The sequence below is a fragment of the Rhodococcus sp. NPDC006774 genome (genome assembly GCF_040636045.1).
In the GTDB taxonomy this organism is placed as follows: Bacteria; Actinomycetota; Actinomycetes; order Mycobacteriales; family Mycobacteriaceae; genus Rhodococcoides.
In genome coordinates, this window is sequence record NZ_JBEYIW010000004.1 from 227118 (window position 1) to 242001 (window position 14884).

Genomic DNA, 14884 nt, shown 5'->3' on the forward strand with positions numbered 1-14884 from the left:
AGTATGCGCATCGGGCACGTGAGCGAAACGTCGTAGTGGGCGACGAGCCAGGAGTGGAGCCTGCGGAACGACCCATTTCTCAGAGTGGAGCCTGCGGAACGACCTATCACTCAGCCACTCACATGCCGCAGGCTCTACTCCAGCTCGGCGGCCAGTTCCATCCATCGTTCCTCGGCGACATCCTTGTCGGCGAGGACCTGCTTGAGCTCGGTGTCGAGGGCGACGAGCTTGCCCTGCTCGGTGGACGCGTCGACCAGTTCGGCGTGCAACTCGACCTCACGCTTGGAGAGCCGAAGGACGAGCTTCTCGAGCTTGCTGAGTTCCTTGCGGGCCGCGCGCTCGGAGGCCGCATCACGGGTGGCCTTGCGCGGTGCCCCGCCGGTGGTCAGTGAGTCCGGGGTCGCGTCGGCGGCGAGAATGGCCCGCCTGCGCAGGTACTCCTCGATGCCGCCGGGAAGGTTGGTGAGCTTGCCATCGCCGAACAATGCCCACGTCGAATCACAGATGCGCTCGATCAGGTACCGATCGTGACTGATGACGACAAGGGTGCCCGCCCAGCCGTCGAGGATGTCCTCGAGCTGCTGCAGGGTGTCGATGTCCAGATCGTTGGTCGGCTCGTCGAGCAGCAGCACGTTCGGCTCGGCCATCAACACGCGAGTGAGCTGGAGCCGACGGCGCTCGCCACCGGAGAGATCTCCGACGGGGGTGCGCTGACGCGCCGGGGTGAAGCCGAGCCGCTCCGCGAGCTGGCCGGCGGAGATCTCTCTGTCGCCCAGGGTGATCCGCTCGGCCACTTCCTTGACCGCGTCGAGAACACGCAGCTTCTTGGGCAGGTCGTCCAATTCCTGCTTCAGCCAACCGATCTTGACGGTCTGGCCCTGGATGCGCTTACCTGCGGCAGGCTGCAGTTCACCGGCGAGCGTGCGGAGCATCGTCGTCTTACCCGAACCGTTGACGCCGACGAGACCGACGCGCTCACCGGGAGCCAGACGCCAGGTGAAGTCCTTCACCAATTCGCGGCCGTCGGGGGTCTCGAGGCGCGCGTCCTCTAGCTCGATGACGACCTTGCCGAGACGGCGCTGGGCGAACGAGGACAACGCGACGGAGTCACGTGGGGCGGGAACGTCGGCGATCAGCGCCTCGGCCGCCTCGATGCGGTACTTGGGCTTGGACGTGCGGGCCGGGGCACCGCGGCGCAGCCACGCCAACTCCTTGCGCGCGAGGTTACGTCGACGCTCCTCGGACGCATCCGCCTGGCGGGACCGCTCGGCACGCGCGAACACCCAGTCGTTGTAGCCACCCTCGTAGGCCTCGACGCCACCGCCGACCACTTCCCACGTGCGATTGGCGACGGTGTCGAGGAACCAGCGATCGTGGGTGACGACCACCAGCGCACTGCGACGGCTGACCAGGTGCGCAGCCAACCACTGCACACCCTCGACGTCGAGGTGGTTGGTCGGCTCGTCGAGCACCAGCAGGTCGAGATCCTGAACCAGGGCCGCTGCCAACGCCACTCGTCGACGCTCACCGCCCGAGAGGTTGTCGATCGGCGCGTCGAGTCCCGAACTTCCCGCAGGCCCGAGATCGGCAATACCGATGCCCGTCAGGATGTTTCGCACCCGAGAGTCGCCCGCCCACTCGTGCTCGGCCATTCCGAGTGGGTCGAGGACAACCTGGCCGACCGTCGAACCGGGAGGCAACACGCCGCGCTGCGTCACGACGGCCATCCGCAGACCGTTGACGCGGCTGACGCGTCCCGAATCGGGCGGCTCGATGCCGGCGAGCACCTCGAGCGTCGTGGTCTTACCGCCGCCGTTGAGGCCGACCATGCCGATCCGTTCGCCCTCCTGCACACCGAGGGAGACGCCGTCGAGCAGCGGCTTGACACCGAAGGACTTGCTGACGTTTTCGAGATTGACGAGATTGACCATCAGGAAAAACCAATCGATTCACTAGTGACAACACGAGCACCGGGAACCGGCCCACTCGCAACACGGACGGTGCGGCACACACCGGCACCGGACAATTCAGCGCTCACCGACACCGCCGCGTCGGCGTCGGCGCACAGGAACGCGCAGGTGGGGCCCGAGCCGGACACGATGCCCGCCAAAGCCCCGGCGGTGACTCCCGCACGCAGCGTGCGACGCAACTGCGGCATCAGCGACACCGCAGCGGCCTGCAGATCGTTGCCGAGCAGCGGCGCGAGCGCACGCGCATCGCCGGACGCCAGCGCATGCATCAGATCCTCGGTGCCGCCGAGGCGAGGCGGATCACCCTTGGCACGCAGTTCGTCGAGTTCGTTGTAGACGGCGGGCGTCTGCAGACCGCCCTTCGCCAACGCCAACACCCAGTGAAAACTGTTGCGCGAGAGCACCGGAAGCAGCTTCTCCCCGCGACCGGTTCCGACCGCGGTTCCGCCGTGCAACGAGAACGGCACGTCGCTGCCGAGTTGGGCCGCCACCTCGTCGAGCTCGTCACGCGAGAGATCGAGATGCCACATCGCGTTCAGTGCCACCAGAGTCGCGGCGGCATCGGCACTTCCGCCCGCCATGCCACCGGCCACCGGAATTCCCTTGTCGATGGTGATCTCCACCGACGGCTCTCGCCCCACCCGATGCCCCAGCAACTCGGCGGCCTTCCACACCAGATTTCGCGAATCGGTGGGAACCACCCTCGCGTCGTCGCCGCGCACCCTAACCGAGAGCGTCTTGGCCGGAACCACCGACAGTTCGTCCGAGAGCGAGAGCGCCTGGAACACCGTCGTCAGCTCGTGGAAGCCGTCGGGACGCAGGTCACCGACCGACAGATGCAGATTCACCTTCGACGGGGCCCGAACGACGACGGGTGTGGGAACGACAGACAGCACGAGTAACCACAGTAGTGGAGAAACAGCGGCCGAGTTCACCACCAGGGCGGGGATGATCGGCCAATGCGGACTGTAGTTGTCCGCATTGCATGGCATCGTGACGTCATGAAGGAAACATCGGCTCGGTTGTTGCGACTGTTGTCTCTGTTGCAAACGCGTCGTGACTGGGCGGGCGCGGAACTGGCCGAGCGGCTCGACGTCACTCCTCGCACGCTGCGGCGCGATGTGGACAAGCTGCGCGACATCGGTTACCCGGTCAATGCGACGCCGGGAGTCGGAGGCGGCTACCAACTCGGTCCCGGTGCCGAGATGCCCCCACTACTGCTCGACGACGACGAAGCGCTGGCGGTGGCGTTCGGGTTGCAGTCCGCGGCGGGTGGCTCGGTGGCGGGTATCGGGGAGGCGTCGTTGCGGGCGTTGACGAAGCTGCGGCAGGTGATGCCCTCACGCCTCCAGCATCGGCTCGACGCGTTGCGCATCGACGTGGTGGAACAGACGCCGCGTTCGGCGGTGGATGCGTCGGTGCTGTCCACGGTGGCGGCGGTATGCCACGCACACGAGCGGTTGCGGTTCGACTACCGCAAGCACGACGGTTCCGAGTCCAGGCGCGAGGTGGAGCCGTACAGCCTGGTACGGGCGGGGGCGCGCTGGTATCTGCTGGGTTGGGATGTGCTGCGGGAGGATTGGCGGTCGTATCGGGTGGATCGCCTGATTCCGAAGATTCCGACGGGTCCGCGGTTCACACCCCGGCAGCTGCCGCCGGGCGGTGCGGCGGCGTTCGTCTCGAAGGGAATCGATAGTGCGTTCGCCCGAGTTCAGGCCCGGATCGCGTTGCACGCGCCACTCGAGACGATCGCTCCGATGATCGACGAGCAATGGGGCACACTCGAATCCATCGACGAGCGCACCTGCGCGGTGGTGTTGGCCGGAGATTCACTGCCGTCGATCGCGCGGTGGCTGGCGGCGTTCGACACCGATTTCACGGTGCTCGATCCGCCGGAACTGCGCGAGGAATGCCGCGTCGTGGCCGAGCGGCACGCGAGGCTGAACGAGCGATACCTAGCGGCGGTTCACCCTCCGGTAACCGGTACGTGAGTCAATGGGCAGATGACGACACCACTCGGTTTCGACCCGAAGTTCCTGGCCGACATCGACGTTCCGTTGCCCGACCGCGCTGACGTGGTGGTACTGCCGTACACCCACTTCTCGGTGTCCATCGACCCTGCCCGACGCCTCGCCGCGGTCACCGGCGTCAACATCGACGGCGCGAGCCTGAAGGACGTCGACCGGGGAGACAATTGGCGACTCGACGATCGGCTACCGGCTGCGCAGCAGGCCGGCAACGAGTTGTACAAGAACAACGATCTCGATCGCGGGCATCTGGTTCGCCGTCGAGATCCGGTGTGGGGTGAGCGTGCGGTGGCCGAGCGCGCCAACGAGGACACGTTCCACTACACCGTGTGTGCCCCGCAGACGGCCACGCTGAACCAGTCGAAGACACTGTGGCTGGGGCTCGAGGACTACGTCCTGGGAAACGCCGAGCAGTACGGCCGGAAGCTCTCGGTCTTCAGCGGCTGCATCTTCGCCGAAAACGATCCGATCTACCGAGGCGTCGCCATTCCACGGCAGTTCTTCAAGATCGCGGCGTGGTCGCAGGATTCGACTCCTGCATGCACCGGATACGTGCTCGATCAGTCGCCGTCTCTCGACCCGATTCTCGACAAACCGCTGCGGCTCGAGACCGATCCCCCGCCGCTCGGCCCGTACCGGACCTACCAGGTTCCGGTGGCCGACATCGCGTCGATGACCGGTCTCGAGCTGGATGTCCTGATCGAGGCCGATCGCTACGCACCGGTGGCCGCAGCCCGTGCCGAAGCGTCGAGGTGGACCGAGCTGACGCGACTGTCGGACATCCACCTGTAGAGAGGGCCTCAGGCTTCGGTGGCGGCCAAGCGGACGAACGCTGCGGCGTCGATGGTTTCGCCTCGCGCTATGGGGTCGATTCCGGCCTCACGCAACCGGCGTTCGGCTGCCACCGGTGAGCCTGCCCAACCGGCGAGAGCTGCCCGTAGAGTCTTGCGTCGCTGCGCGAATGCGGCGTCGATCACCGCGAACACGGCCTTGCGATGCGCGGTGTCGGTGGGCCACGGCGGCTCGGCGTACCGATCGATGCGCACCAGTCCCGATTCGACCTTGGGCACCGGCCAGAACACCGAACGACCCACTGCGCCTGCCCTTTTGACGTCACCGAAGAATCGGGCCTTGACGCTGGGGATGCCGTAGATCTTGCTTCCCGGCACCGCGGCGAGTCGATCGGCCACCTCGGCCTGGACCATGACCACGGCGACGCGCAGACTCGGCAGTTCCGAAAACAGATGGATCAGCACAGGAACCGCGACGTTGTAGGGCAGGTTCGCCACCAAGGCGGTCGGCTCCCCGGCGATGTCCGCGGCACGAATGCGAAGGGCGTCGGCCTCGATCACCGTCAGGCGCTCGGCCAGAGTGGGGGCCCGGTCGGCCACCGTGGTCGGCAGACGGGTCGCGAGCTTGGGGTCGATCTCGACGGCGATGACGGCCTCGGCGACATCGAGCAGCGCGAGTGTCAGCGATCCGAGGCCGGGGCCGACCTCGAGGACCGTGTCCTGCGGGCCCACGCCCGCGGAGGCGACGATGCGTCGAACGGTATTGGCGTCGTGCACGAAGTTCTGTCCGAGCTGCTTGGTGGGACGCACATCGAGCTCGGCGGCGAGGGAACGCACCTCGGCGGGGCCGAGCAGAGCCGCAGCTCCCCTCACATGTTCTGACACGGCGGAAACTCTACGTGGGCAGGAGTGGAGCCTGCGGAAGGACCCAGAAACGCAGGAGTGGAGCCCGCGGAACGACCCGGGACAGTCAGCGATAACCCAAGCGCGAGGTGCATGCGGGCCATGCGCCCCAGCCCTGGGACTTCTGCGTCACCGACGCGATGGCGATCTGCTCTTCGCGGGTGGCGAGGTCGGCGCGCGGGGCGTATTTGAGGCCGCCCTGACGTTCCCAGGTGTTCTGGTCGAACTGCACGCCACCGTAGAAGCCGTTACCGGTGTTGATGGCCCAGTTGCCGGTCGCTTCGCACTGCGCGAGCGCGTCCCAGATCGCACCGTTCTCCACCGGCGGCACCTCGGTGCCCGGCTTGGCTCCGACGCGAACGGTCTTCGGCTGCGCGGGTACCTGAACCGTCTCGTCGACCTTCTCGCGACCGACCTCGACGCCGTTCACCATGTTGATCTTCCAGGTGATGTCGGAGACACCAGGCGCACCCGGGTTCTCGACGACGGTACGGCTCATGTTCATCGTCGGATCTTCGATGCGCTGCTCGGGGGCATCGGTATCGGTGGTCTCGGTCTTGGTGACCGTGCGGTCACGGGTGACGACGATCTCGGCGCCGTCGGTGACGGTGGCGTCGGGATCGGGGCTGACGGTGTCGGCTTCCTCGAGCGGCGCTCCGGCTGCTTCGAGAAATTCACGCACGGTCGGTGCGGCCAGGGTGACCGGCGCGGCGGGGGCTCCGCCGTCGACCAGCGAGACCTGTTTGGGCAGCGCCACGTCCAACTCGGTGCCGTCGAGCGGCAGCCGCTCCGAGCGCGAGGCGGACACGTGCACGTCCTCGGCCAGGCCGGTCTGCTGCAGTGCTTCCTCGACGGTCAACGCGGTGGTCCAGATGTCCTCGGGCTTGCCGTCGACGTTCAGCGTGATCTCGCGGGCGCGGCGCAGGACCACGGTGTCGCCGTCGCTCAGACCGGAATCGGGAGCGGGAACCACCAGATCCTTGTCCGACGGGGCATAGCCGGCGTCGACGAGGGCGCTGTTGACGTCGGTTTTCATCGTGCTCAGCGAAATCATGTCGCCGTCGACGTCGATGGTCACGGTCTTGTGACGGCTCACGGCCATCACACCGCCGGCGACGAGCGTCATCAACAGGGCCGCGATGACCAGGTAGAGAGTGGTCGAACGGGCGGAGTTGAGGCGTCTGATAGTCGACAAGTTTCGTATTCCTGGCGGTTGCGAGCGTGACTTCGGCGTGGAAACGCCCGAGTTCGGTCACGGTACGGTAACGAATTAGTACCCACACCGCAACTTCAGCAGCTAGAGGCCGTACACCCTCTCGGCATTTGCCGTGGCGTGCGCAGCGAGCTCTGCCGGATCCTGGCCACGAATCTCGGCCAACGCCCGGGCCGTGTACGGCAGGCAGTACGACTCGTTGGGGGCACCACGGAACGGATGCGGAGTGAGAAAGGGTGCGTCGGTCTCCACCAACACCAGCTCGTTCGGTACCAGCACAGCGGCCTCCCGAAGCGCGTGCGCGTTCTTGAAACTGACCGTCCCCGAGAAGCTGAGAACGTAGCCGGCGTCGACGCACGCTTTCGCGGTCTGGGGACCGCCGGAGAAGCAGTGGAAGATCACCGTCTCGGGAGCGCCCTCCGCCGTCAGAGCGGCCAGCAAGTCCTCGTCGGCCTCGCGGTTGTGGATCATCAACGGCTTGCCCAGCCGCTTCGCCAGGTCGATGTGCCAGCGAAATCCCTCGTGCTGCTCGGCCACCGTCGCGCACCCGTCGAGCTTGCCGGGCCAGTAGTAGTCCAGCCCGGTCTCCCCCACGGCGACCACACGAGGGTCGGACGCCAACCGCTCGATCTCGGCCTTGGCTGCGTCGTCGAGCACGTTCGCGCGGGTGGGATGGATCGCGACCGCGGCCCAGACCCGCGGATCCCAGGACGCCGCGTCGACGGCGAAGCGCGCGGCCTCGAGATCGTCGGCGATCGTGACCACGCGCGTGACACCGACGGACTCGGCCTTGTCCACGATGGCGGCCACACTCGCCGCGTCGGTCGCCCCACACGCATCGAGGTGGGTGTGGGCGTCGACGAGGGTGCCGACGGGCTCGGGCAACGGTGGTGCGGGACGGTCTCTACTCACGATCGTTAGAGTAGGCGCACCATGACTGCGCCAGCTGATGCCTCTCGGCCACCCTTCTACGTCACCACGGCGATCGCCTACCCCAACGGCGCTCCCCACATCGGACACGCCTACGAGTACATCGCCACCGACACCATCGCGCGCTTCAAGCGCCTCGACGGCTACGACGTGCGATTCCTGACGGGAACCGACGAGCACGGCCTGAAGATGCAGCAGACCGCGCAGACCGAGGGCGTGGACGTGCGCGAGCTCGCGGCGCGCAACTCCGACGCATTCCAGACTGCGCAGGACCTGCTGAAGATCTCCTACGGACGCTTCATCCGCACCACCGACGCCGATCACCACGCCGCCAGCCAGGAGCTGTGGAAGCGGATGGAAGCGAACGGCGACATCTATCTCGACTCCTACTCCGGCTGGTACTCGGTGCGAGACGAGGCGTTCTACACCGAGGCCGAGACCACCCTCGGCGAGGACGGCTCGCGCGTCGCGACGGAGACGAACACTCCGGTCGAGTGGACCGAGGAGTCGTCGTACTTCTTCAAGCTGTCGCAGTACCAGGACAAACTGCTCGCGCTGTACGACGCGTCGCCGGACTTCATCGCACCGAACACGCGCCGCAACGAGATCGTGAACTTCGTCAAGGGCGGCCTGCGCGACCTGTCGATCTCCCGAACCACATTCGACTGGGGTGTGCCGGTGCCCGGCGATCCCGCGCACGTGATGTACGTGTGGGTCGACGCACTCACCAACTACCTCACCGGTGCCGGCTATCCCGACGTCGAGTCGGAGTCGTACCGGAAGTTCTGGCCGGCCGATCTGCACATCATCGGCAAGGACATCACCCGCTTCCACACCGTCTACTGGCCTGCGTTCCTGATGTCCGCGGGCATCGAGCTTCCCAAGCGGGTGTTCGTGCACGGGTTCCTGAACGTCAAGGGCGAGAAGATGTCCAAGTCTCTCGGCAACGTTCTCGACCCGAAGTCGTTGGTGGAGAACTACGGTCTCGATCCGGTGCGCTTCTTCTTCCTGCGTGAGGTCTCGTTCGGTCAGGACGGCAGCTACAGCCACGAGGCCATCGTCGCTCGCGTCAACGCCGACCTGTCCAACGAACTCGGCAACCTCGCGCAGCGTTCGCTGACGATGGTCGCCAAGAACCTCGACGGAGCGCTCCCGACCCCGGGAGAATTCACTGCCGAGGACGAGGCGATGCTGGCTCGCGCGGATGCACTCCTCGACATCTGCCGACGCGAATTCGACGTGCAGGCAATCCATTCCGCGCTCGAGGCGATCTGGTCGGTGCTCGGTGAGACCAACCGCTACTTCTCGCTGCAGCAACCGTGGGTACTGCGCAAGACCGACCCCGATCGTATGGCCACCGTGCTGTACGTGACGATCGAGGTGCTGCGCATCGTGAGCATCCTGACCCAGCCCGTCATGCCCGATTCCGCGTCGCGCATCCTCGACCTGCTCGGTGCGTCGAATCGCGAATTCACCGACATCGCAACACGTTCGGTGCCCGGTACTGCACTGCCGACCCCGACGCCGGTGTTCCCCAAGTACGAGTAGAGCACTCCGCCGCTCTCACAAGGTCTTCTCCAGCTCCTCCAACGTGTTCTCCAGATGCGTCAGCATGCGCTGCAGGTGCGGCACACTGCGTCGGCATCCGATGAGCCCGAAGTTCAGCGAATCGCCGTTGCTGGCGACGGTGATGTTGAGCGCCTGCCCGTCGGCCACGATCGATGCCGGGTAGATGCCGTCGAGTTTCGCACCGTTCCAGTACAGATCTTCCTTGGATCCGGGCACGTTGGAGATGATGACGTTGAACGGCGGCGGGGTGTAGTCGACGAATCCCGGCACCGGGCCGAACAGCAACGGGGCCATGGTGATTGCGCCGACGGTGAGCGCTTCGAGAGTGTTGAGTTCGCTCATCATCTGCTTGCCCTTGACGGTCGAATCCTTGATTCGCTCCAGCCGCAGGATCGGATCGGATTCGTCGGTGCCCAGATTGCACAGGATGACCGTCACCGAGTTACCGGCCTCCCTGTCGTCGCCCTCCTTGCGGAGCGAGACCGGCACCATCGCGATCAGCGGTTCCTCGGGCAACGCGTTCTGATCGATGAGGTACGCCCGCAGCGCCCCGGCGCACATCGCGAGCACCATGTCGTTGAGCGTCGCATCCAGTGCCGTACCGACCGTGCGGATGCGCTCGATCGACCAACTCTCGGCGGCGAAGCGGCGCGCCCCGCCGATGGGCACGTTGAACATGGTGCGCGGCGCTCGCAACGGCAGCTGCGCTCCTTCTTTCTTCAACGCGCGCAACCCGATTCGCGCCGACGCGGGTGCGAAGTCGACCAGGTCCCCGACGATCTTGCGTCCCATCGACAGCCCGGTGCCCAGCTGAGCAAGCCGTCCTGGCTGCTCGACGGCGGCCTGCTTCTTGCGTCGGCCGAACAGCGACGGGTCCCACGTTGCGACGCCGTTTCGATCGTCGGGATCGGTGGTGAGCGTGCGCTGCATCAGCTTCAGTGCGCTGACGCCGTCGACCAGTGAGTGATGCACCTTGGTGTACAACGCAATTCGGCCGTCGGCCAGTCCCTCGATGATGTGCAGCTCCCACATCGGACGGTAGCGATCGAGCGGTGCACTGTGATTGAGCGACAAAAATTGGAACAGCTCGCGAATGCGACCGGGAGCAGGCAGCACCGTGCGCCGAACGTGGTACTCGAAGTCCACATCCGGGTCGAAGGCCCAGGCCAGATTGCCCATGATCTGCACCGGACGCGACGGCCGCTTGCGGAAGAGTTCGTGCACCTCCCCGGTGGTGAACTTGCGGTGCACTTCCTCGGCGAAGTCGTGCGGATCACCGGGCGGTACGAACAACTCCAGACCGCCCACGTGCATCGGGTGTTCCCGTGACTCGGCGATCAGAAACATCGATTCCGTGATGGGCATGAGTGCCATGAGCTGTCCCTTTTCCATTCGTTTTCGGTCACGGTACTGCACCGAATGTGACTCAGAACACGACCTTACGTCCGGTCACGAAAAGGTACCCGCTATTGTCCGTTACCAGGGGTTCCAAATAGAGCGGGGTTCCGACGCACGGCGCACACGCGCCGCGCACCGACGACGGGGATGGAGGCGACGGCTATGAATCCGGCGCTCACCGTAGTGAAATCGACCGACCCGGCAGCCACCGCACGCCGACGCGACATCCGCGGCGCGAGCCTGCAGTCGCAGATTCTGTCCAAGTACCTGCAGTTCACAGTGCGTCCGTTCCTGACGGTCTGGGCTCAGGCACCGTCGCTTCCATGGCCGATGGGGTTGGTCGACTACGCCGGACTGCTCGTCCCCCAGATCAGCGGCACCACCCGCAGCCGCGTCATGCTGGCCGAATGCGAGGCCGAATGGATTCGCGCCGAGGGCACCGGCACCGATCGCGTGGTCCTCTACATGCACGGCGGCGCATTCGTCTGCTGCGGTCTGCGCACCCACCGCCGGATGACCTCGCGCGTGTCGAAGAGCGTCGACGGCTCGGTGCTGTCGGTGAACTACCGGATGATGCCGCGAAACCCGATCAGCCATGCCGTCGAGGACGGCGTCGACGCGTACCGCTTCCTGCTCGATTCCGGCTACCGACCGGAGCAGATCGTCCTGGGCGGCGACTCGGCAGGCGGATACCTCGCGTTCATGGTCACACTGGCGCTGCGCACCGTCGGTTTGCCCGCCCCCGCAGGGATCTTCACCATGTCTCCGCTCACCGATATGGACCCTTCCGGCAAGCTCGATCACGAGAACGCATCGAAGTGTTCGGTCTTTCCGGCCGACGCAGTTCCGGCGCTGACCGCACTGGCCGATCGCGTCGACGCGCGCATCGTCGTCGACGGCCGACGGGGCCCGCGAGTCTCGCCCGTCGACGGTGATCTCACCGGCATGCCGCCGGTGCTGATTCAGGTCGGTTCCACCGAAATGGTCTATGCCGACGCAGAACTCATGGCCGAGCGCCTCGCTGTCGCCGGAGTCGAGTGCGAACTCCAGGTGTACGAGGATCAGGTGCACGTGTTCCAGGCAGCCGATTTCGTTCCCGAGGCCCGTCGTGCGCTCAGAGCGATCGGCGAGTTCGCGCGGAACGTCAGCCCCAGCAGAGAAAGCTGAGATACCTTCTCCCCATGGCAGTCACAGCGAACAAGTCAGTCGACATCGACGCAGATGCATCGGCAATCCTCGAAGTTCTCGCCGACGTCGAGGGCCTGCCCTCGTGGTCCCCGGTCCACAAGAAGTGCGAGGTGGTCGATCGTTTCGACGACGGCAAGCCGCACCACGTCAAGATGCACGTCTCGATCATCGGCGTCAACGACGAGCAGCTCGTCGAATACACCTGGTCCGAGAACGAGGTGTCGTGGACTCTCGTCGAGAGCACTCAGCAGAAGGCCCAGGACGGCCGATACACGTTGACGCCCAAGGGAAACAGCACCCACGTCGAGTTCGAGCTGACGGTCGACCCGAAGATCCCGCTACCCGGCTTCCTCGTGAAGAAGGGAACCAAGACGATCATCGAAGCGGCCACCGAGGGCCTGCGACAGCAAGTGGTGGGCTGACCCGCTACTGCTCTTTTCGAGCGGCGAGAACGGCCTCGTAGACCTCACGCTTGGAGACGCCGTCGACGGCAACCTGAGCGCAGGCGTCCTTCAACCGCATGCCCGACGCCACCAACGTCTCGACGTCGGCAACGAGGTCCTCCGGTTCCTCGGCGACGGCGACGGCACCTTCGAGCACAACGGTGATCTCGCCGCGCACTCCGTCTCGCGACCATTCGAGCAGCTCGCCGAGGCCGCCGCGTCGGACCTCCTCGTAGGTCTTGGTGAGCTCTCGGCACACCGCCGCCCGCCGGTCGGGACCGAGTACGTGAACAGCGTCCTCGAGGCAGGCGACGAGACGATGCGGTGCCTCGAAGAAGACGATGGCGCGGGGTTCGGCGAGCACCGACCGGAAATAGGTACGACGCTGGCCCTGCTTGCGTGGCGCGAACCCGTCGAAGCAGAACCGTTCGACGGGCAGGCCGGACAACGCGAGCGCGGTCGTCACCGCCGACGGACCGGGCAGACACGTCACCGGCAGATCGGCCTCGACGCATGCCGCCACGAGGCGATATCCGGGATCGCTCACCGACGGCATCCCGGCGTCGGTGACCAACAGCACCGTCCTGCCCTCGGCCACGGCCTCGACGAGAGCCGGAAGGCGGGCCGTCTCGACCTGATCGTAGAAACTGACGACCCTGCCCGTGATCGCCACGCCGAGGGCCGAGGCGAGTTGTTTGGTGCGCCGGGTGTCCTCGGCAGCGACGATCTCGGCACTGCCGAGGGCATCACGCAGGCGCTGCGAGGCATCACCGACGTCGCCCATCGGGGTGGCGGCAAGGATGAGCATGCCTCCAGTGTCCCGCATGCGATACAGCGGCGTGTCGGGCACTGCCGATCAACGCCTACGATCGGTACGTGACCTTGACGACCTCTGAGCGCTCCGGCGACCGGTCGATGGTCAGTCCCGGGCCCACCGTTGCCGCGCGCGACTGGTTCCACGACACCGATGCCCGACGCGGTTGGATCGTCACCGTCGTCATCACCGTCATCTGCGCGATCACTCGGTTCACGATGTTGCGTTACCCCACCGACGCGGGCACCCCGGTCTTCGACGAGAAGCACTACGCGCCGCAGGGGTATCAGGTACTGACCGGCGGCGGTCTCGAGGACAACCCGGCGTACGGCCTCGTGGTGCATCCGCCGGTCGGCAAACAGTTGATCGCCGTCGGGGAAGCGTTGTTCGGCTACAACGGGTGGGGTTGGCGTTTCTCGTCGGCCGTGGCCGGAACCCTGTTGGTACTGCTGGTCATTCGGATCGTGCGACGGCTCGCCCGATCGACTCTCGTCGGTGCGATCGCAGGGATTCTGCTGACCGTCGACGGCGTGACGTTCGTCAGCAGCCGAATAGGCATGCTGGACATCTTTCTCGCTCTCTTCGTCACTGCTGCACTGGGCTGCTTGGTCGTCGACCGCGACGACATGCGACGGCGTCTGTCGAGGGTGCGGGCCGAAGGTCGAATCGATGCCAGTGTGCTGGGGCCGCGAATGGGCGTGCGTTGGTGGAGATTCGGGGCCGGCGTCATGCTGGGTCTCGCCTGCGGCACCAAATGGTCGGGGCTGTACTTCATCGCGTTCTTCGGATTGCTCAGTGTGGCATTCGATGTGGCGGCGCGGCGGTCCTACGGCGTCGCACGCCCGTGGCGCGGAACAGCGTTGCGCGACATCGGGCCTGCGCTGTACGCGCTGGTGATCGTTCCGATCGCGGTGTATCTGATGACCTGGTGGGCGTGGTTCACCTCCGAGACCGGCGTGTATCGACACGAGGTCGGCAGCGGCGTCGGCGCAGGCGGTCCGTTCTCGTTCGTGCCCGACGCGCTGCGGTCCCTGTGGTTCTACAGCAGCAGCGTGCTGCAATTCCATGAGGGCCTGACCAATTCGGCAGGCAACCGCCACCCCTGGGAATCGAAGCCGTGGACCTGGCCGATGGGCCTGCGCCCGATGCTGTACTACTTCGCCGACGGCGAGAGTGTGTCCGGGTGCTCGGCGTCCTCGTGCGTGAAGGCGATCATGCTGATCGGCACGCCCGCGATGTGGTGGCTGGCCCTGCCGATGCTGGCCTGGGTGATCTGGTCGGTGTTCGTCCGACGCGACTGGCGTTACGCAACAGTGCTCGTCGCGTACTCCGCAGCGCTACTGCCCTGGTTCACCACACTCGACCGACAGATGTACTACTTCTACGCAGTGGCGCTCGCGCCGTTCATGGTGATGGGCTTCGCATTGGTGCTGGGCGACATCATCGGCAAAGCCACCGCATCGGCCGAACGGCGAGGTACCGGACTACTACTGGTGTCCTTGTACCTCGCCGTGGTGATAGCCAACTTCGTCTGGCTGTGGCCGATTCTGACCGCTATGCCGATCACGCCGCAGATGTGGCAGCAACAGTTGTGGCTGCCGAGCTGGCGCTGAGCGATTACGACAGCGGGAGTGGAGC

General features: G+C 65.8%; 13 protein-coding genes. 6 read left to right on the forward strand and 7 right to left on the reverse strand.

The genetic code is table 11. The features are described 5' to 3' along the window. Positions 1-134: 134 nt before the first annotated feature. A complete protein-coding gene (locus ABZ677_RS08360; RefSeq protein ID WP_037192012.1) occupies positions 135-1931 on the reverse strand; it encodes an ABC-F family ATP-binding cassette domain-containing protein in 1797 nt (598 codons plus the stop codon). Continuing rightward, positions 1931-2866: a 4-(cytidine 5'-diphospho)-2-C-methyl-D-erythritol kinase gene (locus ABZ677_RS08365; RefSeq protein ID WP_094633226.1), complete on the reverse strand. Its 936-nt coding sequence runs from the start codon at positions 2864-2866 to the stop codon at positions 1931-1933. The genes ABZ677_RS08360 and ABZ677_RS08365 overlap by 1 nt, the downstream gene beginning before the upstream one ends. A 105-nt stretch (positions 2867-2971) precedes the next feature. On the opposite strand from ABZ677_RS08365, the gene ABZ677_RS08370 reads away from it, so the two are divergent. Both ABZ677_RS08370 and ABZ677_RS08375 read left to right on the forward strand, forming a co-directional pair. Next, positions 2972-3961 (forward strand): YafY family protein, encoded by a 990-nt coding sequence (locus tag ABZ677_RS08370; RefSeq protein WP_094739729.1) that lies wholly within the window; start codon positions 2972-2974, stop codon positions 3959-3961. 12 nt (positions 3962-3973) lie between these two features. After that, positions 3974-4789, forward strand: coding sequence for a DNA/RNA non-specific endonuclease (locus ABZ677_RS08375; protein ID WP_358368293.1), 816 nt, complete (start codon positions 3974-3976; stop codon positions 4787-4789). A gap of 8 nt (positions 4790-4797) precedes the next feature. Here the strand turns inward: ABZ677_RS08375 and rsmA are convergent, their stop codons facing one another. From rsmA to ABZ677_RS08390, 3 genes are all read right to left on the reverse strand, one after another. Continuing rightward, complete coding sequence (gene rsmA / locus ABZ677_RS08380; protein WP_358368296.1) at positions 4798-5673, reverse strand: 16S rRNA (adenine(1518)-N(6)/adenine(1519)-N(6))-dimethyltransferase RsmA; 876 nt, start codon at positions 5671-5673, stop codon at positions 4798-4800. Between the two features lie 85 nt (positions 5674-5758). Continuing rightward, positions 5759-6886: a resuscitation-promoting factor gene (locus ABZ677_RS08385; protein WP_094633130.1), complete on the reverse strand. Its 1128-nt coding sequence runs from the start codon at positions 6884-6886 to the stop codon at positions 5759-5761. Positions 6887-6988: 102 nt separating this feature from the next. After that, positions 6989-7816, reverse strand: coding sequence for a TatD family hydrolase (locus ABZ677_RS08390; protein WP_358368298.1), 828 nt, complete (start codon positions 7814-7816; stop codon positions 6989-6991). A gap of 21 nt (positions 7817-7837) precedes the next feature. Between ABZ677_RS08390 and metG the strand changes: the two genes are divergently transcribed. Beyond that, on the forward strand, positions 7838-9382 hold the full coding sequence (metG, locus tag ABZ677_RS08395) for a methionine--tRNA ligase (protein ID WP_358368301.1): 1545 nt from the start codon (positions 7838-7840) through the stop codon (positions 9380-9382). A 15-nt stretch (positions 9383-9397) separates the two neighbouring features. Here the strand turns inward: metG and ABZ677_RS08400 are convergent, their stop codons facing one another. Continuing rightward, the gene (locus ABZ677_RS08400; protein ID WP_037192253.1) at positions 9398-10777 is read right to left on the reverse strand and encodes a wax ester/triacylglycerol synthase family O-acyltransferase; all 1380 of its coding nucleotides are present in this window, start codon (positions 10775-10777) and stop codon (positions 9398-9400) included. Between the two features lie 186 nt (positions 10778-10963). Between ABZ677_RS08400 and ABZ677_RS08405 the strand changes: the two genes are divergently transcribed. Together ABZ677_RS08405 and ABZ677_RS08410 are read left to right on the forward strand one after the other, a co-directional pair. After that, positions 10964-11968: an alpha/beta hydrolase gene (locus ABZ677_RS08405; RefSeq protein WP_230596309.1), complete on the forward strand. Its 1005-nt coding sequence runs from the start codon at positions 10964-10966 to the stop codon at positions 11966-11968. A 14-nt stretch (positions 11969-11982) separates the two neighbouring features. Further along, on the forward strand, positions 11983-12411 hold the full coding sequence (locus tag ABZ677_RS08410) for an SRPBCC family protein (protein ID WP_037191993.1): 429 nt from the start codon (positions 11983-11985) through the stop codon (positions 12409-12411). A 4-nt stretch (positions 12412-12415) separates the two neighbouring features. On the opposite strand, the gene rsmI is transcribed toward ABZ677_RS08410, so the two are convergent. Next, entirely contained in the window at positions 12416-13240 is an 825-nt protein-coding gene (rsmI, locus tag ABZ677_RS08415; protein ID WP_252341882.1) for a 16S rRNA (cytidine(1402)-2'-O)-methyltransferase, read from the reverse strand. A gap of 107 nt (positions 13241-13347) precedes the next feature. Between rsmI and ABZ677_RS08420 the strand changes: the two genes are divergently transcribed. Beyond that, positions 13348-14859: a phospholipid carrier-dependent glycosyltransferase gene (locus tag ABZ677_RS08420; RefSeq protein ID WP_094633224.1), complete on the forward strand. Its 1512-nt coding sequence runs from the start codon at positions 13348-13350 to the stop codon at positions 14857-14859. Positions 14860-14884: the final 25 nt, after the last annotated feature.

What these genes read in the sequence shown, in the direction of transcription:
- ABZ677_RS08360 (WP_037192012.1), bottom strand. Translation starts at nt 1,931, where the DNA reads ATGGTCAATCTCGTCAATCTCGAAAACGTCAGCAAGTCCTTCGGTGTC.
- ABZ677_RS08370 (WP_094739729.1), top strand. Translation starts at nt 2,972, where the DNA reads ATGAAGGAAACATCGGCTCGGTTGTTGCGACTGTTGTCTCTGTTGCAA.
- ABZ677_RS08375 (WP_358368293.1), top strand. Translation starts at nt 3,974, where the DNA reads ATGACGACACCACTCGGTTTCGACCCGAAGTTCCTGGCCGACATCGAC.
- metG (WP_358368301.1), top strand. Translation starts at nt 7,838, where the DNA reads ATGACTGCGCCAGCTGATGCCTCTCGGCCACCCTTCTACGTCACCACG.
- ABZ677_RS08400 (WP_037192253.1), bottom strand. Translation starts at nt 10,777, where the DNA reads ATGGCACTCATGCCCATCACGGAATCGATGTTTCTGATCGCCGAGTCA.
- ABZ677_RS08405 (WP_230596309.1), top strand. Translation starts at nt 10,964, where the DNA reads ATGAATCCGGCGCTCACCGTAGTGAAATCGACCGACCCGGCAGCCACC.
- ABZ677_RS08410 (WP_037191993.1), top strand. Translation starts at nt 11,983, where the DNA reads ATGGCAGTCACAGCGAACAAGTCAGTCGACATCGACGCAGATGCATCG.
- rsmI (WP_252341882.1), bottom strand. Translation starts at nt 13,240, where the DNA reads ATGCTCATCCTTGCCGCCACCCCGATGGGCGACGTCGGTGATGCCTCG.
- ABZ677_RS08420 (WP_094633224.1), top strand. Translation starts at nt 13,348, where the DNA reads ATGGTCAGTCCCGGGCCCACCGTTGCCGCGCGCGACTGGTTCCACGAC.